We start from the raw sequence: 23,340 nt of genomic DNA on the forward strand, positions 1-23,340 counted from the left end.
CCTAACCTCGTTGGCGGCTGCTTGCAGAGCCGGGAAAGCCGCTGGCGGGTGCCGTGTGGTCCTAGGCTGCGAGCATGCCTGGCTCACTTCTCGGCACCCGGGTCCGCCGGGTCGAGGACCCCGACCTGATCACCGGACGCTCGACCTTCGTCGACAACCAGCACGTGCCTGGCAAGGCCCATGCGGTCTTCGTCCGCTCCCCTGTCGCGCACGCTCGGATCGCCTCGATCGACACCGCCGAGGCCCGGTCGGCGCCCGGTGTGCTCGCGGTGCTCACCTCCGACGAGCTCGGCCGTGAGCCCGCCCCGGCCTTCGCCGTGGTCAACCCGGCGTGCGGTCGGGCACCGCTGGCCCACGGAAAGGTGCGCTACGTCGGCGACCCGGTCGCCCTCGTCATCGCCGAGACCCGGGCCCAGGCGGTCGACGCCGCCGAGCTCGTGGACGTGGACTACGAGGACCTTCCCGTGGTGGTCGACGTCGAGGCGGCGCTGGCTGACGATGCCCCGCGCCAGTTCGAGGATCTCGGCACCAACATCGCGGCCGGCGTGCGCGACGCCGACGACTCCGACCCGTTCACCGGTGCGGCCCACGTCACCCGACTGCGGATGGAGAACCAGCGGCTTGCCACCTCGCCGATCGAGGGCAACGCGATCCTGGTCCAGCCCACCCACGACGAGCACGGCGACGGCGTCACCGCATGGGTCTCCACCCAGCATCCGCACATGGCACGCGACCAGCTCGCCCGCGCCACCGGCCTGGCGCCGGAGCGGGTCCGCGTGATCGCGCCTCACGTGGGCGGCGCGTTCGGGGGCAAGGCCGGCATCGGCGCCGAGCACTGCGCCGTCGCCATGGCGGCCCGCCGGCTCGGCCGCCCGGTCGGCTGGACCGAGACCCGCAGCGAGTCGATGTTGTCGATGCACGGCCGCGGACAGGTGCAGTACGGCGAGCTCGGGCTCGACGCCGACGGCCGGGTCGTCGGCCTCCGACTGCGCGTGCTGGGCGAGTCCGGGGCGTACGCCGGCTTCGGGGGCGGCCTGGCCATCGGGCCGTCGTACCTCCTGGCGCCGGGCCCCTATCGGATCCCGCAACTGCGCTACGACGCGATCGCCGTGCTCACGAACACCGCGCCGGTGGGTGCCTTCCGTGGTGCCGGCCGGCCGGAGGCGGCCGCCGCGATCGAGCGGCTGATGGATCTGGCCGCCGCCGAGGTCGGACTCGCGCCGGAGGAGATTCGTCGGCGCAACCTGCTCGTCCCGGACGACTTCCCCTATGTCACGGTGACCGGAGCACGCTACGACACCGGCGACTACGACCTGCCGCTGCGCGAGGCGTTGCGGATCGCCGACGTCGAGGGCGCGCGTGCCGAGCAGCGGCGCCGCCGCGAGGCCGGCGAGGTTCGCCAGCTCGGCATCGGGATCGCCGTCTACGTCGAGATCACCGGCTTCGGCGGCACCGAGTACGGCGCGGTGCACATCCAGCCGGACGGCTCGGCGGTCATCATGGCGGGCACCTCGGCGCACGGGCAGGGCCACGCCACCTCCTTCGCGATGCTCGCCTCCGACCGGCTGGGTATCCCGATCGAGAACATCACCTACCAGCAGTCCGACACCGGTGAGGTACGCAGTGGTGGGGGCACGGGCGGGTCACGGTCGCTGCAGATGGGTGGGAACGCGGTCGCCCAGGCCAGTGACGAGCTCCGCGAGAAGGCCCTCGCCGTCGCCGCCCGACTCCTGGAGACCGCCCCCGCCGACGTCACCTTGGAGGACGGTCGCTTCGCGGTGGCCGGCGTGCCCGGCGTCGCCGTCGGGTGGGCGGAGGTCGCCGCCTACGCCCACGAGCACGATGGCGGGCTGGGCGTGGACACCGACTTCAGCCAGGAGGGCGCCACCTTCCCGTTCGGTGCTCACGTGTCGATCGTCGAGGTCGACACCGAGACCGGGCACGTCGTACCGCTGCGGCACGTCGCGGTCGACGACTGCGGTCGGGTGCTCAACCCGCTGATCGTCGAGGGGCAGCAGCACGGCGGGGCCGTCCAGGGCATCTCGCAGGCGCTCTGGGAGCAGATGGTCTACGACGAGGACGGCAACCCGATCACCTCGACGTTCGTCGACTACGCGATCCCTACCGCCGCCGACACCATCTCGCTGGAGGTGTCGAACACCGAGACCACGACTCCGCTGAACCCGCTGGGCGCGAAGGGGATCGGAGAGTCCGCCACCGTCGGCTCCACGCCGGCGGTGCAGAACGCCGTCGTCGATGCGCTCAGCCACCTCGGGGTCCGACACGTCGACCTGCCGTGCACTCCGCGGCGGGTGTGGGCCGCGATCGAGCGGGCACGCCGTGGCCAGGAGACCGAGCTCTGGCGCGAGCCGCCCGCCGCGTTCGCGACGCTTCCGGTGCGAGGCGAGCAGGCCGCCGCCGAGGGCGGCGCGGAGATCTGAACGGCGCGTTCCTAGAATGTGCGCGTGCCCTCATCCGCAGCAGGCGTGGAGATCGGCGGCCTCGTCATGCGGTACGGCGACAAGGTCGCGGTCGACGGACTCGATCTCCGGGTCGACCGCTCGACCGTCACCGCGGTGCTCGGCCCCAACGGCGCCGGCAAGACCACCACGCTGGAGACCTGCGAGGGCTACCGCAAGCCGCAGCGGGGCACCGTGCGCGTGCTCGGACTGGACCCGATCGCGGATCGGGCCGACCTGCTTCCGCGCATCGGAGTGATGCTGCAGTCCGGTGGCGCCTGGAGCGGTGTCCGCGCGATGGAGATGCTGCGCCATGTCGCCTCGCTGCACGCCCACCCGCTCGACGTCGCCATGCTCGCGGAACGGGTGGGCCTCGGCGACTGCGGTCGCACGCCGTACCGGCGGCTCTCAGGCGGCCAGCAGCAACGGCTGTCGTTGGCGATGGCGGTCGTCGGGCGGCCGGAGATCGTGTTCGTGGACGAGCCGACGGCAGGAATGGACCCGCAGGCCCGGCGTACCACCTGGGAGCTGCTCCGCGAGCTGCGGCAGGACGGTGTCACGGTGGTGCTCACCACGCACTACATGGACGAGGCCGAGCAACTCGCCGACCACATCCACATCATCGACCACGGCCGGTTGATCGCCTCGGGCACGCCGCTCGACCTCACCCGCGGCAGCGCTCCGGGAACGGGCTCGGCGACGATCCGGCTCGTCGTCACCGAGCCCTTCCCACCAGAGGCGCCGGCCTCGCTGCAGCGCGCGCTCGGCGCCAGCGTGGAGGTCCGACCGATCGACGACCGCAGCCTGCTGATCACCGGCACCGCCGACTCCACGACTCTCGCGACGGTCTCGAGCTGGTGCGAGCAGCAGGGCGTGCTGCCGGAGTCGCTGAACCTCGGGCAGCGCAACCTCGAGGACGTCTTCCTCGAGCTCACCGGACGGGAGCTGGCCACGTGAGCATGCAGACCACCACAGGCACCTTCGCGCCGGCTCCGGGCGCCGCCCCACTGGCCAGGCAGGTGCTCGCCCAGGCACGGATGGAGTCCCGGCTGATGCTGCGCAACGGCGAGCAACTGCTGCTCGCCGTCGTGATCCCGGTGATCGTGCTGGTCGGCTGCGTCGAGGGCGCGAAGCGACTCGGCCACCACTTCAGCCACCCGCCGGTCGACGTGTTCACCCCCGGAGTGCTTGCCCTGGCGGTGATGTCGACCGCATTCACCTCGCTGGCGATCGCCACCGGCTTCGAGCGGCGGTACGGCGTGATCAAGCGGCTCGGGTCCTCACCACTCCCCCGCTCCGGACTGCTGCTCGGCAAGGTCGGCGCGCTGCTGTTCGTCGAGGCGCTGCAGATCGTGGTGCTGTGCGTCATCGGCCTCCTGCTGGGTTGGTCGCCGGAGCCGGGCGTCGCACCCGCGGTGCTCGCGATCGTGCTGGGCACGGCTGCGTTCGCGGCTCTCGGGCTGTTCGTCGCCGGGGTGCTGCGCGCGGAGGCGACGCTGGCGGCCGCGAACCTGATCTACCTGCTGCTGATGGCCGGCGGTGCCGTCGTCCTCCCGGCGACGTCGTACGGCGCCTGGGGGCAGGTGGCCCGGTGGCTGCCGTCGGGGGCGCTCGGTCATGCGATGCGCTCCGCCTTCCTCGACAACGCGGTGGCGTGGAGCAGTCTCGGGGTGCTCGCGGGGTGGGCGGTCCTGGGCACGGTCCTGACTGCGCGGACCTTCAAATGGGAATGAGCAATGTGACGATGACGACGATGCCGGTCGCTCGAATGGGCACCGACCGGTGGCTGCGCGGCGTGGGCTGGGCGAGCGTCGCGGCGAACTGCCTGCTGGTGGTCACCGGCGGCGCCGTACGCCTCACCGGGTCGGGACTGGGCTGTCCGACCTGGCCGCGGTGCCACGGCTCATCCTTCACCCCGCACGGTGAGATGAACATCCACTCGGCCATCGAGTTCGGCAACCGGACGCTCACGTTCCTGCTGGCGGCGGTCGCTGTGGTGACCTTCGTCGCTGCGTGGCAGTCCGGCCGGCGGGAGCTGCGCTGGCTCGCCTTCTGGATGGCGATGGCGATCCCGGCCCAGGCCGTGATCGGCGGGATCACCGTGCTCACCCACCTCAACCCGTGGGTGGTGTCGTTCCACCTGCTGTCCTCCTTCGCGATCATCACGGTGGCGGTGCTCTTCCTCTGGCGGATCGACAGGCCCCTGCCCCGGCCCAGCGTGATGGGCTGGGCGACCTTCGCGGCGGCGTGGGGCGTCCTCTACATCGGCACCGTAGTGACCGGTTCGGGCCCGCACGCAGGCGATGCGCGGGCACCACGCAACGGCCTCTCACCACTGCAGACGTCCCAGTTCCACGCGGACCTGGTGTTCCTGCTGGTCGGGCTCACCCTGGCCATGCTGATCGCCGCGCGCACCCGCTCGGTGGTCTGGCTGCTCGGCCTCGAGGTCGCCCAGGGCGCCGTCGGGTTCGTGCAGTACTTCACCGGCCTGCCGATCGTGTTGGTCGGCTTCCACATGCTCGGCGCCGCCCTCATCGCCGCCGCCACGGCGTGGGTGCTCTACGACTCCGACACGCGGGGATCCGGGGCCGACCCCGGATCGGCCCCGGCTGCGCGGCGCGAGCCGTCGGGCACCGTGTCACGCTGAGGCGCGTGCTTGAATCGGGCCATGGCCACCGACGACACGCGGGTGAGCACAGCCAGCGCAGACATCGCCGCACCCGCCGACCGGATCTTCGCGTTGATCGCCGACCCGGCGCTGCAGCCACAGTGGGACGGCAACGACAACCTGTCCGAGGCCGCGCCCGGCCAGCGGGTCAGGGCCACCGGCGAGGTCTTCACCATGACCACGACCCGGGGCAACGTCCGCGAGAACCACGTCATCGAGTTCGAGGAGGGCGCCCGGATCGCCTGGCGTCCGGCCGAGCCCGGGCAGGAGCCGCCCGGCCACCTCTGGCGTTGGGAGCTCGAGCCGCTGAGTGCGGACCGCACGCGCGTCACCCACACCTACGACTGGACCGAGCTCGCCGACGAACAGCGGTTCGCCCGCGCCCGGGCGACCACCCCGGATCGCCTCCGGGCCTCGATCGACCGCCTCGCCGCGCACGTCGGGAGCGCGCATTGAGACCTCAGCCCTGAGGCGACACAGCGGATGCGGCGTCGGCGTCAGCGGATGAGGAGGGGCTCCAGCGCCACCGCGACGAACAGCAGCGAGAGGTACATGTTCGACCAGTGGAACAACCGCATCGGTCGCACCACCGAGAGCTCGTCGCTGCGGCGCGCGCGCGACCACATCAGGTGCGCCTCGACCAGGAAGGCGCCACCGAGCACGGCGGCCACGACGGGATAGACGATCCCGGTGTCCGCGACCGGCCAGAGGATCAGGGAGGTGGCGACCATCACCCACGAGTAGACGACGATCTGGCGGGCGACGGCCTCGGCGTTGCGACGCACCGGCAGCATCGGCACGTCGACCAGCGCGTAGTCCTCGCGGTAGCGCAGGGCCAGCGCCCACGTGTGCGGCGGGGTCCAGAAGAACACCACGAGGAACAGCACGAACGGCGCCCAGTCGAGCCGGTCCGTGACCGCGGTCCAGCCGATCATCGTCGGGAAGCAGCCGGCGATGCCGCCCCAGACGATGTTCTGCGTGGTGCGGCGCTTGAGGAACATCGTGTAGCCGAACAGGTAGAACGCACTCGCGGCCAGCGCGAGCCCGGACGAGAGCCAGTTCACGAAGAAGCCGAGCATCAGCGTCGAGGCGAGGATCAGCAGCAGGCCGAACACCAGTGCGTTGCGCGGCGAGACCATGTGCCGCGGCAGCGCCCGGCGACGGGTGCGACGCATCTGCTCGTCGATGTCGCGGTCGTAGACGCAGTTCAGCGCGTTGGCGGCTCCGGCGGACATCGTCCCGCCGACGACCGTGGCCACCACCAGCCCGAGAGAGGGCACGCCACGCTGGGCGAAGAACATCACCGGCACGGTGGTCAGCAGCAGCAGCTCGATGACCCGCGGCTTGGTGAGACCGACGTACGCCGCGACGACGTCCCGCAGGGTGGCAGCGCCGGTCAGGGAGCCGGCCCCGTCTCCGGAGACCGACACCTCGGAGTCGACCGCTGTCACGGGGCTCGCCTTCGTCGTCGCTGATGTGCCGCACCGAGTGTATCCGCGACGTGAGTAGGCTCGATACCGTGACTCGAGTGACCAACCGCACCCTTGACTGGACCGACCTCGACGACCGGGCGGTGGACACCGCGCGCTGCCTGGCCATGGACGCCGTGCAGAAGGTGGGCAACGGCCACCCCGGTACGGCGATGAGCCTGGCCCCGGCGGCGTACCTGCTCTTCCAGAAGCGGATGCGCCACGACCCGGCCGACCCGAGCTGGTCGAACCGTGACCGCTTCGTGCTCTCCTGCGGCCACTCCTCGATCACGCTCTACACCCAGCTCTACTTCGGCGGCTTCGGCCTCGAGCTGGAGGACCTCGAGAGCCTGCGCACCTGGGGCAGCAAGACCCCGGGGCACCCCGAGCACGGCCACACCGTCGGCGTGGAGACCACCACCGGGCCACTGGGCCAGGGCGTTGCCAACGCGGTCGGGATGGCTCTCGCCGCGCGTCGTGAGCGCGGCATGTTCGACCCGGACGCGAAGCCCGGTGAGAGCCCCTTCGACCACCGCATCTACGCGATCTGCAGCGACGGCGACCTCGAGGAGGGCGTCAGCGCCGAGGCGGCGTCCATCGCGGGCCACCAGGGTCTGGGCAGCCTGACGATGATCTACGACCTCAACCGGATCAGCATCGAGGGCGACACCAACATCGCCTTCACCGAGGACGTGGGCAAGCGCTTCGAGGCCTACGGCTGGCACGTCCAGCATGTCCACTGGGCCAAGCGCGACCAGCAGGCGGACCATCCGCTCGACACGTCCGGATACCACGAGGACATCCCAGCGCTGTGGGAGGCGCTCAACCAGGCCGAGGCCGTCATCGACAAGCCGAGCCTGATCGTGCTGCACACCGTCATCGCGTGGCCCGCACCGGACGCGCAGAACACCGGCGCCGCGCACGGCTCGGCACTTGGCGAGGACGAGGTCCGAGCCACCAAGAAGGTGCTCGGATTCGACCCCGACCAGCACTTCGCGGTCGAGCCCGAGGTGATCGAGCACACCCGCAAGCTGCTCGAGCGCGGCAAGGAGTACGGCGCCGCCTGGGACGAGCAGTACGCCGCCTGGGCGCAGACCAACCCCGAGCGGGCCGAGCTGATGCACCGGATCCGCGAGCGCCGGCTGCCGGACGGCTGGACCGACGCGCTGCCGACCTTCGAGGCCGATCCCAAGGGCCTGGCCACCCGCAAGGCATCCGGCAACGTGATCAATGCGCTCGCCCCGGTGCTGCCCGAGCTCTGGGGCGGCTCGGCCGACCTGGCCGAGTCCAACAACACCTCGATCGAGGACGCTCCCAGCGTGACCCCCACCGAGTGGCAGACCGAGGCGTGGAAGGGCTCGCCGTACGGTCGGGTGCTGCACTTCGGCATCCGCGAGCACGCCATGGCCTCGATCATGAACGGCATCACCGTGCACGGCGGGACACGCGTCTTCGGCGGCACGTTCCTGGTGTTCTCCGACTACATGCGGCCCGCCGTGCGACTCGCGGCGCTGATGGGGCTGCCGGTCACCTACGTGTGGACCCACGACTCGATCGGCCTCGGCGAGGACGGCCCGACGCACCAACCGGTCGAGCACCTCGCCGCGCTGAGGGCCATCCCCGGGCTCGACGTCGTCCGCCCTGCCGACGCCAACGAGACCGTCGCTGCATGGCAGACCGTGCTCGAGCACACGGACCGGCCCGCCGGCCTGGTGCTCACCCGACAGAACGTTCCGACGTTCCCCCGCGGCCTCGACGACGATGGCCAGAAGTGGGGCGACACCGGTGGCGTCGCGAAGGGCGGCTATGTGCTGCTCGACACCGAGGGGCAGCCCGACGTGGTGCTGGTCGGGACCGGGTCGGAGGTGCAGCTCGCGGTCGAGGCGCGCCAGCGGCTCGCCGCGGACGGCATCGCGGCGCGCGTGGTCTCGATGCCGTGCCGGGAGTGGTTCGCCGAGCAGACCCAGGCCTACCGCGATTCAGTCATCCCGCCGGGGGTACGAGCCCGCGTGAGCGTGGAGGCAGCGGTCGCCCAGGGTTGGCGGGAGGTGGTCGGGGACGCCGGCCGAACGATCTCCCTGGAGCACTTCGGTGCCTCGGCCGACTACGCCCGGATCTTCGCCGAGTTCGGCATTACCGCCGACGCCGTCGTCCAGGCCGCCAAGGACAGCATCGAGAGCGCCCGGAAGACCGCCTGACGAGCTCCGCCCGAGGACATCCACCACAGAGAGGTTGGCACCACATGGCAACTCGACTTCAGCAGCTCTCGGACGCGGGGGTCTCCATCTGGTTGGACGACCTGTCCCGCGAGCGCATCGAGACCGGCAACCTGACCGACCTGATGAAGAACAGCTCGGTGGTCGGCATCACCAGCAACCCCTCGATCTTCGCCAACGCACTCGAGGAGGGTGAGCGGTACGACGAGCAAGTGCGTCACCTCGTCGCAGCGGGCGCAGACGTCGAGTCGGTCGTGCAGGAACTGACCACGACCGACGTGCGCGACGCCTGCGACATCTTCCGGCCGGTCTTCGATGCCACCAACGGCGTCGACGGGCGAGTCTCGATCGAGGTCTCCCCCGGGCTGGCCCACGACACGACGGCCACGGTCGCGCAGGCCGCCGAGCTGTGGCGCAAGGTCGACCGGCCCAACGCCTACATCAAGATCCCCGGCACCAAGGAGGGCTGCCCGGCGATCGCTGAGACCCTTGGTGCCGGCATTCCCGTCAACGTCACCTTGATCTTCGGGCTCGACCAGTACCAGGACGTGATGAACGCCTACTTCGACGGGCTCGAGAAGGCCCTCGACAACGGCCATGACATCTCGGGGCTGCACTCGGTCGCCTCGTTCTTCGTGTCCCGGGTGGACACCGAGATCGACAACCGCCTCCAGGCCGCCGGCGGACATGACGACCTGCTCGGCAAGGCCGGCATCGCCAATGCACGACTCGCGTACCAGGCCTACGAGAAGTTCTTCGCCGGCGAGCGGTGGGAACGTCTGAAGGGCGCCGGCGCCAACACGCAGCGGCCGCTGTGGGCGTCGACCGGCGTCAAGAACCCGGCCTACCCCGACACGATGTACGTCGTGGATCTGGCAGTCGCCGACACCGTCAACACGATGCCGCAGAAGACCCTCGACGCGGTCGCCGACCACGGTGACATCAAGGGCGACCAGGTGCACCCGTTCTACGACGACGCCGCCACCGTGATGGCCGACCTGGCGAAGGCCGGGATCGACTACGACGACGTGATCGCGGTGCTCATCAAGGAGGGCGTCGAGAAGTTCGTCAAGGCCTGGGACGACCTCTACGCCACGGTGCGAAAGCAGATGGGCGCAACCGGAGGCTCGGAAGCGTGAGCACCGAGTGGAACACCGTCTCGGGTGCGGGTTCTGCTCCGGGCGACATTGCTGACGACGGCTGGCAGCTCTTCTTCGGCTACCGCGACGAGGAGTCCTTCGCCTCCACGGTCGAGCAGCTGGCCGCCGATCGGGTCGGCTCCGGCATCGCCGGACGCAACCCCGCTCTCTGGGGCCCCGACGCCGAGGCCGAGGCCGGCAAGAGGCTGGCCTGGGTCGGTCTCCCCGAGGAGTCCCGCCCTCTCGTGCCTCAGATCGAGCAGCTCCGCGACCGACTCAACGCCGCTGGCCTCGACCACGTCGTGCTCTGCGGCATGGGGGGATCATCGCTCGCGCCAGAGGTCATCTGCCGCACCCACGGTGTGGAGCTGACAGTCGTGGACTCCTCCGACCCCGACTACGTGCGTGCTGCACTCGCCGACCGCCTCGAGCGCACCATCGTGGTGGTGTCTAGCAAGTCGGGAAGCACGGTGGAGACCGACAGCCAGCGCCGGGTCTACGAGAAGGCGCTCAGCGACGCCGGACGTGACCCCAAGGACCACCTCGTCATCGTCACCGACGCCGGCTCGCCGCTGGACGAGTCCGCACGCGCGGACGGCTACACCGTCTTCAATGCCGACCCGGACGTCGGCGGCCGCTACTCGGCGCTCACCGCGTTCGGGCTGGTCCCCAGCGGACTCGCCGGCGCGGACATCGGGCGGCTGCTCGACGAGGCGGCGGCGATCCAGCCGGCGCTCGAGGCCGACGACCTCGACAACCCCGGCCTGCGGCTGGGTGCCCTGCTCGGCGTCGCGAATGTGGGCGGCGCCGACAAGGCCGTGCTGGCCGAGCACCACTCCGGTCTGGTCGGCTTCGGCGACTGGGCCGAGCAGCTGATCGCGGAGTCCACCGGAAAGAACGGTCGAGGTATCCTGCCGGTCGTCGTGCCCGACGTCACCGCACCGAACTTCGACCCCAGCACGAGCGACGAGGTGCTGGTGACGCTCGGCGAGCCCGACGGCGCGCCGCCGGCCTCCGGCTGGGGAGCCTCGGTGCACGCCCCGCTCGGTGCGGCGATGCTGCTCTGGGAGTACGCCGTGCCGGTGGCCGGCCGGCTGATCGGAATCAACCCGTTCGACCAGCCCGATGTCGAGAGCGCCAAGCAGGCCGCCCGGGACATGCTCGAGGGAGGCGGCCAGCAGCCCGATCCGGTCTTCACCGACGGTGCCGTCGAGGTGTTCGCCACCGACGGACTCCTCGACGGCCAGCAGTCGGTGGCCGAGGCCGTCGAGTCGCTTCTCGGGAGGATCGACGATCAACATGGTTACCTCGCCGTGATGGCCTATCTCGACCGACGCCGCAACGCGCACCTCGCCCACGTCCGCGAGGGCCTCGCTGCGCAGACGGGCCGGCCCACGACCTTCGGCTGGGGCCCGCGGTTCCTGCACTCGACCGGTCAGTACCACAAGGGCGGGGCACCCACGGGAGTGTTCCTCCAGATCACCGCCGAGCCCCGCGAGGACCTCGAGATCCCGGGCCGGCCCTTCACGTTCGGGCAGTTCATCAAGGCCCAGGCGATCGGCGACGCATCGGTGCTGGCGAGTAAGGGCCGGCCCGTCCTGCGGCTCCACCTGACCGAGCAGACCGCCGGCTTCGACGTACTGCGCACATCATTGGGCAAGGGGCTGCGTTGACCGCACCGGTCAACCCGCTGCGGGACCCGCAGGACCGACGGCTGCCCCGGATCGCGGGGCCGTCGGGCCTGGTGCTGTTCGGGGTCACCGGCGACCTGTCCCGCAAGAAGGTGATGCCGGCGATCTACGACCTGGCCAACCGAGGACTTCTCCCGCCCGGCTTCAGCCTGATCGGGTTCGCTCGCCGCGGCTGGGCCGAGCAGGACTTCGCCCAGATCGTCCACGACTCCGTGCGCGAGCACGCCCGCACCGAGTTTCGCGAGGAGGTCTGGCACCAGCTCTCCGAAGGCTTCCGATTCGTCCCCGGCGACTTCGACGACGACGCGGCCTTCGACCAGCTCCGACGCACGATGGACGAACTGGACGCCGTGCGCGGCACCGGCGGCAACTTCGCGTTCTACCTGGCGATCCCGCCGTCCTTCTTCGGCGCGGTGGCCGGACAGCTCAAGAAGCATGCCCTGGCGCAGCCCGGCACGGACTCGTGGCGCCGGGTCGTGGTGGAGAAGCCGTTCGGTCACGACCTGGTCTCCGCCCGCGAGCTGAACGCGATCCTCGACCAGGTCTTCGCGCCCGAGGCGATCTTCCGCATCGACCACTATCTGGGCAAGGAGACCGTCCAGAACATCCTGGCGATGCGGTTCGCCAACAACCTCTTCGAGCCGATCTGGAACTCCAACTACGTCGACCACGTGCAGATCACCATGGCCGAGGACATCGGCATCGGCGGGCGCGCCGGCTACTACGACGGCGTCGGCGCGGCCCGCGACGTCATCCAGAACCACCTGCTCCAGCTGATGGCGCTCGTCGCGATCGAGGAGCCCACGTCGTTCGCGGCCGACAGCCTGCGGGTGGAGAAGCTGAAGATCCTGCGCTCGGTGGCCAGGCCCAGCCGCCTCGACCAGACCACAGCGCGGGGCCAGTACGCCGCCGGGTGGGCCGGTGGCGTCCACGTGCCCGGGTTCCTCGAGGAGGAGGGCATCTCCGGGTCGTCGACCACCGAGACGTTCGCCGCCGTACGTCTCGACATCCAGACCCGCCGTTGGGCCGGGGTGCCCTTCTATCTGCGCACCGGCAAGCGCCTGGGTCGCCGGGTGACCGAGGTGGCCGTGGTGTTCAAGAAGGCGCCGTACCAGCCCTTCGGCGCCACCTCGACCGAGGAGCTCACCGAGAACGCACTCGTGGTCCGGGTGCAGCCCGACGAGGGGATGACGATCAGGTTCGGCGCGAAGGTGCCCGGCACCGCCATGGAGATCCGGGACGTCAACATGGACTTCGCGTACGGCGGCACCTTCACCGAGGCGTCCCCGGAGGCCTACGAGCGATTGATCCTCGACGTGCTGCTCGGCGACCCGCCGCTGTTCCCGCAGCACGAGGAGGTCGAGCTGTCCTGGCGGATCCTCGACCCGATCATCGAGCACTGGGCACGCAAGGGCAGCCCGGAGAGCTACCCGGCGGGCAGCTGGGGGCCGGAGTCGGCAGTGCGGATGCTCGCCCGCGACGGCCGGACCTGGAGGCGCCCATGACCCGCATCGAGCTGACCGACACCAACTCCGCCGCCATCGCGGCCGAGTTCGTCCGGGCACGGATCCACGCCGGCAGCCCGGCGATGGGCATGGTGATGACCCTGATCATCGTGGTCGACGAGGAGCGGGCGGCCGAGGCGATGTCGGCCGCGCAGCAGGCCTCCCAGGAGCACCCCGCGCGGGTCCTCGGGGTGATCCTCGGCGACGGACGTGGTCACGCGGTGGTCAATGCCCAGGTCGGCACCGGTGCCGGCTGGACCGGGGAGTCGGCGATGATCCGCCTCAAGGGCGAGGTGGTCAGGCACGCCGCCTCCGTCGTACTCCCCCTGCTGCTGCCCGACTCCCCCGTCGCCGTGTGGTGGCCGTGCGAGCCGCCCGAGGACCCCGCTGCGGACCCGCTCGGGGCGCTCGCCCAGCGGCGCATCACCGATGCCGCCGCCGCGAGCCGCGGGAAGTCGCGGGCGCTCCTCGACCAGTGCCGGAACTACTCCCGCGGCAACACCGACCTGGCCTGGACCCGGATCACGCCGTGGCGTGCGCTGCTGGCGGCGGCGCTGGACCAGCAGCCGTTGAAGGTCCGCTCGGCCTCGGTGAGCGCCGAGCGGATCAGCCCGAGCGCCGATCTGCTGGCCGCCTGGCTCGTCGACCGGCTGCGCGTGAAGGTGACCCGGCACAGCTCACCCGGCCCCGGGATCACCGAGGTCGTGATGGACACCCGCGGCGGACCGATCCGCATCACCCGCACTGACGGCAAGCTGGCCACGTTCTCCTCCCCCGGTCGGCCGGATCGACCGGTGGCCCTGAAGCGCCGCTCGCTTCCCGAACTGCTCGCCGAGGAGCTGCGGCGCCTCGACGAGGACAACATCTACGCGGCCGCGACCCGCAGATTGGTGACGATGCAATGAACCCGCCCGCACAGGTCGTCCGTCACGAGGACCGCGCCGCCCTGGCCACCGACGTGGCCCATCGGTTCGTCGACCTCCTCGCCGACGCGCAGGCATCAGGACGCATCCCGCACGTCGCGCTGACAGGTGGGGGGATCGCCGACGAGATCCATGCTGAGATCACCCTGATCGCGGACGCCTCCGGCGTCGACTGGTCCGCGGTGGAGTTCTGGTGGGGCGACGAGAGGTTCGTTCCCGCGGACTCCGAGGATCGCAACGCGCTCCAGGCGCGACGGGTGTTCCTCGACCGTGTGCACGCAACCCGAGTCCACGAGATGCCGGCCTCCGACTCCGGCGCCGGGCTCGACGAGGCGGCACGCTCCTACGGCGCCGAGATCCGGGCGTCCGGGGCGGGAGTCTTCGACGTGGTGATGCTCGGCGTCGGGCCCGACGGACACATCGCGTCGCTGTTCCCGGGCTTCCCGCAGCTGGAGGTCGACGACATCGCGGTGCCGGTCACCGGCTCGCCCAAGCCGCCCCCCGAGCGGATCAGCCTCACGCTTCCGGCGCTGAACCATGCCACCGAGGTGTGGTTCGTCGCGGCGGACACCACCCCGGGCGGCAGCAAGCACGACGCGGTCGAGAAGGCCCTCGCCGGCGATCCCTCAGTCCCCGCGAGCCACGTCCACGGCCGCGGGTCGACGACCTGGTTCCTCGCCTGAGCTGCGTTCGCCCGGTACGCGACCCTGGCTCAGAAGATGACTTCGCCGTTCTTGCGGCGGGTGCGCAGGGTCTGGAGCGCCTCGTCGAGGATGTCCTTGGCCTCCGCGTCGGAACGGCGCTCCTTGACGTAGGCGAGATGAGTCTTGTACGGCTCGATCTTCGGCGGCGGAGGCGGGTTGTCCGAGTCCAGGCTCGCGGGGAGTCCACAGCGGGGGCAGTCCCACGAGTCGGGGACCTGGGCCTCGACCGCAAACGCGATCATGGTCCGGTGCTCCTGGGAGCAGAAGTAGGAGACGTTCTGGCGCGGCGCGGACTCGCCCCGCTCGGCCTCGCCCATGGGTCCGGCGCCGACTCGGCTACCCCTGATCGCATTTCCTCCGCCAGCCACGCCCGAACTCCTCCGTCAAGTGAGAGTGATCAGTTACCGGCCTTGAGCAACAGCCCCAGGCCGACCACACATGCAGCCCAGACCACGCCGATGCCGACGGTGATCCGGTCGAGGTTGCGCTCGGCCACGGACGATCCGCCCAGACCGCTGGAGACGCCGCCTCCGAACATGTCCGAGAGACCGCCGCCCCGCCCCTTGTGGAGGAGGACCAGACCGATCATGAGCAGGCTCGTGATGACGAGCAGGATTTCAAACAGCAGTACCACGGCGGGAAGCCTAACTGATCAGCGGTGATGTTCAGATCGCGGGCATGTCGTAGAAGCGACAGATTCCGCCGAACTCGTCCGCCTGGAGGCTCGCTCCCCCCACCAGCGCACCGTCGACGTCGGGTTGCCGCATGATCCCCGCGATGTTGGATGCCTTGACCGAGCCGCCGTACAGAACGCGTACGCCGGCGCCGGCAGCCTCACCGTGCACCTCGGTGATCCGGGTGCGGATGGCGGCGGCGACCTCCTGGGCGTCCTCGGGGGTGGCGACCTCGCCGGTGCCGATCGCCCAGACGGGCTCGTAGGCGATGACCAGTGCGGCGACCTGCTCCGCGGTGAACCCGGCCAGCGAGCCGTCCACCTGGGCGAGGGTGAAGTCGACCTGGCCACCCGCCTGACGCACGTCCAGGCCCTCGCCCACGCACACGATCGGGGTCATCCCGGCGCCGAGCGCCTTGTGTGCCTTGGCGTTGACCTCGGCGTCGTCTTCGGCGTGGTAGGCGCGGCGCTCGGAGTGGCCGACCACCACGTAGGAGCAGCCCAGCTTGGCCAGCATCCCGGCGGAGATCTCACCGGTGAACGCGCCGGTGTCGTGGGTGGAGACGTCCTGGGCGCCGTACCGGATCTGCAGCCGGTCGCCGTCGATGAGCGTCTGCACGCTGCGCAGGTCGGTGAACGGCGGCACCACCACGACCTCCGCCTTGGTGTAGTCGTGCTTCTTGTCCGCCAGGGTCAGCGCGAGCTTCTGCACCAGGTGAACCGCCTCGAGATGGTTCAGATGCATCTTCCAGTTGCCCGCCATCAGCGGGGTACGTGCGGTCTTCGCCATCAGGACTCCTCGAGTACGTCGATGCCGGGCAGCGCCTTGCCCTCGAGGTACTCGAGGCTGGCACCGCCGCCCGTGGAGATGTGCCCGAAGGCGGAGTCGGCGAAGCCGAGCCGGCGTACGGCGGCAGCGGAGTCGCCACCGCCGACGACCGACAGGCCGTCGATCTCGGTGAGGGCCTGCGCGACCGCACGGGTGCCACTCGCGAACGCGTCGAACTCGAAGACGCCCATCGGCCCGTTCCAGAAGACCGTGCGGGCCGGCCGGATCGCTGCTGCGAAGGCGGCCGACGACTCCGGGCCGATATCGAGCCCGATCTGGTCGTCGGGGATCGCGTCGACGGCCACGACCGTGGGCGTGGCGTCGGCGGCGAACTCGGGCGCCACCACGACGTCGGTGGGCAGCACCAGCTCGACGCCGGTGTCCGCGGCACGGCGGAGGTACTCGCGGCAGGTGTCCACCTGGTCCTGTTCGAGCAGGCTGCGGCCGACGCCGTGTCCCTGGGCGGCGAGGAAGGTGAACACCATCCCGCCGCCGACCAGGAGCGCGTCAGCCTTGCCGAGCAGGTTGTCGATGACGGCGAGCTTGTCGGACACCTTCGAGCCGCCGAGCACGACGACGTAGGGCCGCTCGGGGTCCTCGGTGAGACGGCGCAACACGTCGATCTCAGCAGCAACCAGCCCGCCCATCGCGTGCGGCAGCCGCTGCGCGACGTCGTACACACTGGCCTGCTTGCGGTGAACCACCCCGAACCCGTCGCTGACGAAGGCGTCGGCCAGCGACGCCAGGTCGACGGCGAAGGCGCCCCGCTCGGCGTCGTCCTTGCTGGTCTCGCCCGGGTTGAACCGGACGTTCTCGAGCAACGCGACCTGGCCATCACGTAGTTCGGAGACGGTGTCGTGGGCCGACTGGCCGACGGTGTCGTCGGCGAAGTAGACCGGGTTCCCGAGCAGCTCGCCGAGCCGCTCGGCCACCGGCCTCAGCGAGTACGCCGGGTCCGGGGCACCTTTCGGCCGGCCGAGATGGGCGGCCACCACGACCCGGGCGCCCGCGTCGGCCAGCGCCTTGATGGTGGGGACACTCGCCCGGATCCGGCCGTCGTCGGCCACGCGGACCTGGCCCTCCTCGCCGTCCTCGAGAGGCACGTTCAGGTCGGAGCGGACCAGCACCCGCTTGCCGCGCAGGCTGCCCCCGACCTTCCCGGCCAGGGCGTCGATGCCGACCGCCACGTCAGAGCGTCGCGCCCACGTGGGCGATCAGGTCGGCAAGGCGGTTGGAGTAGCCCCACTCGTTGTCGTACCAGCCGACGACCTTGACCTGGTTGCCGATCACCTTGGTCAGCGGGGCGTCGAAGATGCACGACGCCGGGTCGGTGACGATGTCGGAGGAGACGATGGGGTCGGTGCTGTACTTCAGGAACCGGCCGTCGGCAGCCTTCTGCACCGCGGCATTCACCTCATCGACGCTGGTCTCGCGGCCGGCCTCGAAGGTCAGGTCGGTGGCCGATCCCGTCGGCACCGGGACCCGGACGGCGTAGCCGTCCAGCTTGCCCTTCAGCTCGGGCAGCACCAGCCCGATCGCCTTCGCGGCACCGGTCGAGGTGGGGACCAGGTTGATCGCGGCCGCGCGGGCGCGGCGCAGGTCCTTGTGGATGTTGTCCTGCAGGTTCTGGTCGGCCGTGTAGGCGTGGATGGTCGTCATCAGACCCTTGACGATGCCGAACTCGTCGTTGAGCGCCTTCGCCATCGGCGCCAGGCAGTTGGTCGTGCACGACGCGTTGGAGATGACGGTGTGCTTCGCCGGATCGTAGAGGCCGTCGTTGACGCCCATCACGATGGTGATGTCCTCGTTCGAGGCGGGCGCGGAGATGATGACCTTCTTGGCGCCGGCATCGACGTGGGCGCGTGCCTTGGTCGCGTCGGTGAAGAAGCCGGTCGACTCGACGACGACGTCCGCGCCGATCTCGCCCCACTTGAGCTGGGCCGGGTCGCGCTCCTCGAAGGCCGCGATCTCCTGGTCGCCGACCTTGATCGAGGTGTCGGTGTAGGTGACGTCGGCATCGAGACGTCCCAGGATCGAGTCGAACTTGAGCAGGTGCGCGAGCGACTTGTTGTCGGTGAGGTCGTTGACACCGACGATCTCGATGTCTGCTCCCGAGGCGCGCACAGCGCGGAAGAAGTTGCGGCCGATGCGGCCGAAGCCGTTGATACCAACGCGGACGGTCACGATTGCTCCTGGCTAGCTGTCAAAGGTCACCACGACCCTATCGCGGGAACCAGAGCCGGCAGCCAGCGCCTCAGAGCCCGAGCTCAGGCCTCGTCGACGAGCATCTCCGGGGTCAGCGAGGCCTCGGTGTCCGGGATGCCGAGCTCGGCTGCCCGCTTGTCCGCCATCGCCAGCAGCCGGCGGATCCGGCCCGCGATCGCGTCCTTGGTGAGCACCGGGTCGTGCAGCTGGCCGAGCTCCTCCAGCGACGCCTGCTTGTGCTCGAGCCTGAGCTGGCCCGCCTGCCGCAGGTGATCGGGAACGTCATCGGCGAGGATCTCCAGCGCTCGCTCGACCCGGGCGCCGGCCGCCACCGCCGCGCGCGCGGAGCGGCGCAGGTTGGCGTCGTCGAAGTTGGCCAGCCGGTTCGCGGTCGCACGCACCTCGCGGCGCATCCGGCGCTCCTCCCAGGCGAGCAGGGTCTCGTGGGCGCCCAGCCGGGTGAGCATCTGGCCGATCGCGTCACCGTCGCGGATCACCACGCGGTCAACCCCTCGGACCTCACGCGCCTTCGACCCGATCCCGAGTCGGCGGGCGGCGCCGACGAGTGCGAGCGCCGCCTCCGGCCCCGGGCAGGTGACCTCCAGCGAGCTCGACCGGCCGGGCTCGGTCAGGGAGCCGTGCGCGAGGAACGCCCCCCGCCAGGCTGCGACCGCGTCGCAGCCCGACCCGGAGACGACCTGCGGAGGCAGGCCACGGACCGGGCGGCTGCGCTGGTCGATGAGGCCGGTCTGCCGCGCCAGCGCCTCGCCCTGGCGGGCGACCCGGACGATGTAACGGGTCCCGCGGCGGATGCCGTTGCCCTTGAGGAGTACGACCTCGGACTCGTGGCCGAACATGTCGGCGATGTCGGTGCGCAGCCGGCGGGCGGCGGCCCCGGTGTCGAGCTCGGCCTCGATCACCACGCCACCGTTGACCAGGTGGAGCGAGTCGGCGAACCGGAGCATCGAGGAGACCTCGGACTTCCGGCAGCAGGCCTTGGTGACCTTGGTGTTGGCAAGTTCCGCCTTGACCTGTGCCGTCATCGCCATGCTCGCACCCTATGTCGCGCTCACCAAGGACGCATAGGCGTGGGCGAGTTTCTCCGGATTGTGCCGCCCCGGCAGCGCCTCGTCGCGCACATCGACCAGGTCGAGCACACCGCCGCACTCGCGCGCGAGCCGGTCCAGCTCGTCGGCCCGGGTGAGGCCGGCCGGATTGGCCAGGACGTGGTCGATGCGGAGATCGGGTGCGTGCCGGCGAAGCGCCTCGAGGTGGTCGACCGGGTCCAGGCCCTCGGTCTCGCCCGTCTGGGCGACGAGGTTCATCGTCACGATCACGCTGGCCGACGTGCGGCACAGCGCCGTCCGCAGGTCCGGGACCAGCAGGTGCGGGATCACGCTGGTGAACCACGACCCGGGACCGAGGACGACGTGGTCGGCCTCCTGCACGGCCCGGACGGCCTCGGGGCAGGCGGGCGGAGCGGGTGGGTCGAGCTCCACGGCGACGAGCCCGGGCGTGGTGGCGACCTGCACCTGGCCGCGCACCCAGGTGGTCCGCTCGGGACTGTCCGCGTCCAGTCCGCGCGCCTCGGCGACGATGTCCAGCGGCACTGTCGACATCGGGAGCACCCGTCCGCGAGCCCCGAGGAGGCCGGCGACCCAGTCCAGACCGAGGACGTGGTCGCCGAGCAGCTCCCACAGCGACACGATCAGCAGGTTGCCCATCGCATGACCATCCAGGTCGCCGTCGGAGGCGAAGCGATGCTGCAGCACGCGCGCCCACGTCTGCCCCCACCGGTCGTCGCCGCACAGTGCAGCGAGCGCCATCCGCAGGTCGCCCGGAGGAAGGACGCCGAACTCTGAGCGCAGCCTCCCCGACGAGCCCCCGTTGTCAGCGACGGTGACCACCGCGGTCAGCTCGGTGGTGACCCGGCGGAGCGCCTCCAGCGACGCTGCCAGGCCGTGGCCGCCGCCGAGCGCCACGATGCGGGGCTCGCCGGCGCCGACCAGCGCCCCGGTCACTCCCGCCCCAGGTCGCGGTGCGCCGCGCGGGCGTCCATGCCTCGCGACCGCAGCAGCGCGACGATCCGCTCCGCCATCGCCACGCTGCGGTGCTTGCCCCCGGTGCAGCCGATCGCGACCGTCATGAACCGCTTCCCCTGCTCGAGATACCCCTCTCCCACGGTCTCGATCACCGGGACGTACCTGTCGAGGAACTCCACCGCCGCCGGGTTGGACAGCACGTACTGGGCCACGTCGCCATCTCGGCCGGTGTGCGGCCGCAGCCCGGGGACCCAGTGCGGGTTGGGCAGGAACCGCATGTCGGCCATCAGATCCGCGTCGACGGGCACGCCGTACTTGAAGCCGAAGCTCAGCACGGTCACCTGCAGTGCGACCGACGTCGGCGACCCGAAGGCGTCGGCCACCCGTGCGCGCAGCTCATGGGGGGCCAGCGACGTCGTGTCGATGACCAGCTGGGCGTCCCCCCGGAGCTGCTCGAGGACCTTGCGCTCCCGGTGGATCCCGTCGAGGAGTCGGCCGGTTCCCTGCAGCGGGTGTGGCCTGCGCGCGGCGTCCTGCCGGCGTACCAGGATGTCGTCGTCGGCCTCGAGGAACAGCAACGTCGTGCGTCGCGACGGGAACCGGCGTACCAGGGCCTCGGTGAGCGCCGCGAAGAACTGCCCCGCGCGGACGTCCACGACGGCTGCCACCGGCTGGTCGATGCCCTGCTTCTCGTCGACCAGGCGCACCACGTCGCCGACCAACTCGGGCGGCACGTTGTCGACGACGAAGTAGCCGAGGTCCTCCAGCTCCTTGGCCGCCGTGCTGCGGCCGGCCCCGGTCATCCCCGTCACGACGACGAGCTCACCCTGCTGCATCGCTCAGTGCTCCTCGAGGATCTCGCCGGTCGCGGTGTTCACAGAGACAGTCTTGCGGGTCGCTGCGTGCTCCGCGACCGCCGCCACCACCGCCTCGGCGATGCGCGGTCCGATGCCAGGCACCTCGGCGATCTCCTCGGCCGAGGCGCTGCGCAGCCGCTTCAGCGACCCGAAGTGCCGGATCAGCGCCTTGCGTCGGACCTCGCCCAGCCCCGGAACGTCGTCGAGGATGCTCTCGACCATCGACTTCGAGCGCCGTCCCCGGTGGTGGGTGATCGCGAAGCGGTGTGCCTCGTCGCGGACTCGCTGGAGCAGGTAGAGGCCTTCGCTCGTGCGCGGCAGGATCACCGGATCCTCCTGGCTGGGGAGCCACACCTCCTCGAGCCGCTTGGCCAGCCCGCAGACCGGGATGTCGTCGATGCCGAGCTCGTCGAGCGCCCGCTGTGCGGCCGCGACCTGCGGGGGGCCGCCGTCGACGACGACGAGACCCGGCACGTAGGCGAACTTGCGCTGCTGCCGACCGATCTCCTCGGACGTCTCCTGGCCGAGCTCCGGCAGCTCCATCCGCTCGTCGAGCATCCGGCGGAACCGGCGGGTGACCACCTCGTGCATGGACGCCACGTCGTTCTGTCCCTCGACGCCGCGAACCACGAACCGGCGGTACTCGCTCTTGCGGGCGAGCCCATCCTCGAAGACCACCATGGAGCCGACCACCTCGGTGCCCTGGAGGTTGGAGATGTCGTAGCACTCGATGCGAAGCGGTGCCGTGGTCAGCTCGAGCGCCGACTGGATCTCCTCCAGTGCCTGGTTGCGGGTGGTCAGGTCGCTGGCCCGCTTGGTCTTGTGCAGCGCGAGCGCCTGCCCGGCGTTCTGCGCCACCGTCTCCTGGAGCGACCGCTTGTCGCCGCGCCGGGGCACTCGGATCGCGACCCGGGTGCCCCGCGCCTCGCTGAACATCTCCTCGTAGGTGGCCACGTCGGGCGGGAGCGCCGGTACCAGGATCTCTCGCGGGATCGCCTCGCGCTCCTCGCCGGCGTACAGCTGGAGCAGGAAGTCGCCGACGAGCTGGGCGGTGTCGGTGTCTTCGACCCGATCGGCCACCCAGCCGCGCTGGCCACGGATCCGCCCGGTCCGCACGTGGAACACCTGGACCGCCACCTCGAGCTGGTCCTCAGCGAGGGCGACCACGTCGGCGTCGGTGCCGTCGCCGAGGACCACGGCCTGCTTCTCCAGCGCCTTGTGCAGCGCGCCCAGGTCGTCACGGAGCCGCGCTGCGCGCTCGTAGTCCTGCTCGGCGGACGCGGCGTACATCTCCTTCTCCACGCGGCGCATGAACGCGTCGGTGCGGCCGGCCATGAAGTCGCAGAAGTCCTCCGCGATCCGACGATGCTCGTCTGCGTCCACGCGGCCGACACAGGGCGCCGCGCATTTGTCGATGTAGCCGAGCAGACACGGCCGCCCGATCTGCTGGGAGCGCTTGAAGACCCCGTTGCTGCAGGACCGCATCGGGAAGACCCGAAGCAGCGTGTCCACAGTGTCCCGGATCGCCCAGGCGTGGCCGTACGGCCCGAAGTAGCGCACCCCCTTCCGCTTCGCGCCGCGTCCCACCATCACGCGGGGGAACTCCTCGTGCAGCGTCACCGCGAGCCAGGGGTAGGACTTGTCATCGCGGTACTTGACGTTGAAGCGCGGGTCGAACTCCTTGATCCAGGAGTACTCCAGCTGGAGCGCCTCGACCTCGGTGCCGACGACCGTCCAGTCGACGCGCGCCGCAGTCGTCACCATCGTGGCCGTGCGGGGGTGCAGGTGGGCGACGTCCTGGAAGTACGACGACAGCCGCGCCCGCAGGTTCTTCGCCTTGCCGACGTAGACGACCCGGTCGTCCTTGTCGCGGAAGCGGTAGACGCCCGGCTGCGTCGGGATCGACCCCGGCGCCGGTCGGTACGTCGAGGGATCAGCCACGAACCCAGCCTACGGGCGA

Annotated in this window: 21 protein-coding genes; 11 read left to right on the forward strand and 10 right to left on the reverse strand. The window is 70.7% G+C overall.

The features are described from left to right. Positions 1-74 precede the first annotated feature (74 nt). Genes Q9R13_RS03030 through Q9R13_RS03050 form a run of 5 tightly spaced genes read left to right on the forward strand, consistent with a single transcriptional unit; the run spans position 75 to position 5,583 of the window. A complete protein-coding gene (locus tag Q9R13_RS03030; protein WP_310963581.1) occupies positions 75-2,441 on the forward strand; it encodes a xanthine dehydrogenase family protein molybdopterin-binding subunit in 2,367 nt (788 codons plus the stop codon). A gap of 24 nt (positions 2,442-2,465) precedes the next feature. Next, positions 2,466-3,416, forward strand: coding sequence for an ABC transporter ATP-binding protein (locus Q9R13_RS03035; protein WP_310963582.1), 951 nt, complete (start codon positions 2,466-2,468; stop codon positions 3,414-3,416). A gap of 2 nt (positions 3,417-3,418) precedes the next feature. After that, positions 3,419-4,192 carry an ABC transporter permease gene (locus Q9R13_RS03040; protein ID WP_310965027.1) on the forward strand — a complete coding sequence of 258 codons (774 nt, stop codon included), beginning with the start codon at positions 3,419-3,421 and terminating at the stop codon, positions 4,190-4,192. A 20-nt stretch (positions 4,193-4,212) separates the two neighbouring features. Continuing rightward, complete coding sequence (locus tag Q9R13_RS03045) at positions 4,213-5,106, forward strand: COX15/CtaA family protein (RefSeq protein ID WP_310963584.1); 894 nt, start codon at positions 4,213-4,215, stop codon at positions 5,104-5,106. Positions 5,107-5,127: 21 nt separating this feature from the next. Continuing rightward, entirely contained in the window at positions 5,128-5,583 is a 456-nt protein-coding gene (locus tag Q9R13_RS03050) for an SRPBCC family protein (RefSeq protein WP_310963585.1), read from the forward strand. 41 nt (positions 5,584-5,624) lie between these two features. On the opposite strand, the gene Q9R13_RS03055 is transcribed toward Q9R13_RS03050, so the two are convergent. After that, positions 5,625-6,557 (reverse strand): heme o synthase, encoded by a 933-nt coding sequence (locus tag Q9R13_RS03055; protein ID WP_310965028.1) that lies wholly within the window; start codon positions 6,555-6,557, stop codon positions 5,625-5,627. An 89-nt stretch (positions 6,558-6,646) separates the two neighbouring features. Between Q9R13_RS03055 and tkt the strand changes: the two genes are divergently transcribed. Genes tkt through pgl form a run of 6 tightly spaced genes read left to right on the forward strand, consistent with a single transcriptional unit; the run spans position 6,647 to position 14,753 of the window. After that, a complete protein-coding gene (gene tkt, locus Q9R13_RS03060; RefSeq protein WP_310963586.1) occupies positions 6,647-8,794 on the forward strand; it encodes a transketolase in 2,148 nt (715 codons plus the stop codon). Positions 8,795-8,838: 44 nt separating this feature from the next. Then, positions 8,839-9,951: a transaldolase gene (gene tal, locus Q9R13_RS03065; RefSeq protein WP_310963587.1), complete on the forward strand. Its 1,113-nt coding sequence runs from the start codon at positions 8,839-8,841 to the stop codon at positions 9,949-9,951. Beyond that, on the forward strand, positions 9,948-11,624 hold the full coding sequence (locus tag Q9R13_RS03070; protein WP_310963588.1) for a glucose-6-phosphate isomerase: 1,677 nt from the start codon (positions 9,948-9,950) through the stop codon (positions 11,622-11,624). The genes tal and Q9R13_RS03070 overlap by 4 nt, the downstream gene beginning before the upstream one ends. Further along, positions 11,621-13,147 carry a glucose-6-phosphate dehydrogenase gene (zwf, locus tag Q9R13_RS03075; RefSeq protein WP_310963589.1) on the forward strand — a complete coding sequence of 509 codons (1,527 nt, stop codon included), beginning with the start codon at positions 11,621-11,623 and terminating at the stop codon, positions 13,145-13,147. The genes Q9R13_RS03070 and zwf overlap by 4 nt, the downstream gene beginning before the upstream one ends. Beyond that, positions 13,144-14,052: a glucose-6-phosphate dehydrogenase assembly protein OpcA gene (locus Q9R13_RS03080; protein ID WP_310963590.1), complete on the forward strand. Its 909-nt coding sequence runs from the start codon at positions 13,144-13,146 to the stop codon at positions 14,050-14,052. The genes zwf and Q9R13_RS03080 overlap by 4 nt, the downstream gene beginning before the upstream one ends. Beyond that, positions 14,049-14,753, forward strand: coding sequence for a 6-phosphogluconolactonase (pgl, locus tag Q9R13_RS03085; protein WP_310963591.1), 705 nt, complete (start codon positions 14,049-14,051; stop codon positions 14,751-14,753). The genes Q9R13_RS03080 and pgl overlap by 4 nt, the downstream gene beginning before the upstream one ends. A 29-nt stretch (positions 14,754-14,782) precedes the next feature. Here the strand turns inward: pgl and Q9R13_RS03090 are convergent, their stop codons facing one another. From Q9R13_RS03090 to uvrC, 9 genes are all read right to left on the reverse strand, one after another. Further along, complete coding sequence (locus tag Q9R13_RS03090) at positions 14,783-15,142, reverse strand: RNA polymerase-binding protein RbpA (RefSeq protein WP_310963592.1); 360 nt, start codon at positions 15,140-15,142, stop codon at positions 14,783-14,785. 29 nt (positions 15,143-15,171) lie between these two features. Further along, positions 15,172-15,408: a preprotein translocase subunit SecG gene (gene secG, locus Q9R13_RS03095; protein ID WP_310963594.1), complete on the reverse strand. Its 237-nt coding sequence runs from the start codon at positions 15,406-15,408 to the stop codon at positions 15,172-15,174. Positions 15,409-15,439: 31 nt separating this feature from the next. Further along, a complete protein-coding gene (gene tpiA / locus Q9R13_RS03100; RefSeq protein ID WP_310963596.1) occupies positions 15,440-16,237 on the reverse strand; it encodes a triose-phosphate isomerase in 798 nt (265 codons plus the stop codon). After that, positions 16,237-17,463: a phosphoglycerate kinase gene (locus Q9R13_RS03105; RefSeq protein WP_310963597.1), complete on the reverse strand. Its 1,227-nt coding sequence runs from the start codon at positions 17,461-17,463 to the stop codon at positions 16,237-16,239. The genes tpiA and Q9R13_RS03105 overlap by 1 nt, the downstream gene beginning before the upstream one ends. 1 nt (position 17,464) lies before the next feature. Then, the gene (gene gap, locus Q9R13_RS03110) at positions 17,465-18,460 is read right to left on the reverse strand and encodes a type I glyceraldehyde-3-phosphate dehydrogenase (RefSeq protein ID WP_310963598.1); all 996 of its coding nucleotides are present in this window, start codon (positions 18,458-18,460) and stop codon (positions 17,465-17,467) included. 83 nt (positions 18,461-18,543) lie between these two features. Beyond that, positions 18,544-19,530 carry a DNA-binding protein WhiA gene (gene whiA / locus Q9R13_RS03115; protein WP_310963599.1) on the reverse strand — a complete coding sequence of 329 codons (987 nt, stop codon included), beginning with the start codon at positions 19,528-19,530 and terminating at the stop codon, positions 18,544-18,546. Positions 19,531-19,539: 9 nt separating this feature from the next. Beyond that, a complete protein-coding gene (locus Q9R13_RS03120; RefSeq protein WP_310963600.1) occupies positions 19,540-20,502 on the reverse strand; it encodes a gluconeogenesis factor YvcK family protein in 963 nt (320 codons plus the stop codon). Further along, positions 20,499-21,359, reverse strand: a complete 861-nt coding sequence (rapZ, locus tag Q9R13_RS03125) for an RNase adapter RapZ (protein WP_310963601.1) — start codon at positions 21,357-21,359, stop codon at positions 20,499-20,501. Before rapZ ends, Q9R13_RS03120 begins: the two co-directional genes overlap by 4 nt. A 3-nt stretch (positions 21,360-21,362) precedes the next feature. Next, positions 21,363-23,321 carry an excinuclease ABC subunit UvrC gene (gene uvrC / locus Q9R13_RS03130; RefSeq protein WP_310963602.1) on the reverse strand — a complete coding sequence of 653 codons (1,959 nt, stop codon included), beginning with the start codon at positions 23,319-23,321 and terminating at the stop codon, positions 21,363-21,365. Between the last annotated feature and the right edge of the window lie 19 nt (positions 23,322-23,340).

It is taken from the genome of Nocardioides marmorisolisilvae, assembly GCF_031656915.1.
GTDB classification, from domain to species: Bacteria; Actinomycetota; Actinomycetes; order Propionibacteriales; family Nocardioidaceae; genus Marmoricola; species Marmoricola terrisoli.

Coding starts and splice junctions, on each gene's coding strand:
- Q9R13_RS03030 (WP_310963581.1), top strand. CDS start 75: ATGCCTGGCTCACTTCTCGGCACCCGGGTCCGCCGGGTCGAGGACCCC.
- Q9R13_RS03040 (WP_310965027.1), top strand. CDS start 3,419: ATGCAGACCACCACAGGCACCTTCGCGCCGGCTCCGGGCGCCGCCCCA.
- Q9R13_RS03045 (WP_310963584.1), top strand. CDS start 4,213: ATGCCGGTCGCTCGAATGGGCACCGACCGGTGGCTGCGCGGCGTGGGC.
- Q9R13_RS03050 (WP_310963585.1), top strand. CDS start 5,128: ATGGCCACCGACGACACGCGGGTGAGCACAGCCAGCGCAGACATCGCC.
- tal (WP_310963587.1), top strand. CDS start 8,839: ATGGCAACTCGACTTCAGCAGCTCTCGGACGCGGGGGTCTCCATCTGG.
- Q9R13_RS03080 (WP_310963590.1), top strand. CDS start 13,144: ATGACCCGCATCGAGCTGACCGACACCAACTCCGCCGCCATCGCGGCC.
- pgl (WP_310963591.1), top strand. CDS start 14,049: ATGAACCCGCCCGCACAGGTCGTCCGTCACGAGGACCGCGCCGCCCTG.
- tpiA (WP_310963596.1), bottom strand. CDS start 16,237: ATGGCGAAGACCGCACGTACCCCGCTGATGGCGGGCAACTGGAAGATG.
- whiA (WP_310963599.1), bottom strand. CDS start 19,530: ATGGCGATGACGGCACAGGTCAAGGCGGAACTTGCCAACACCAAGGTC.
- rapZ (WP_310963601.1), bottom strand. CDS start 21,359: ATGCAGCAGGGTGAGCTCGTCGTCGTGACGGGGATGACCGGGGCCGGC.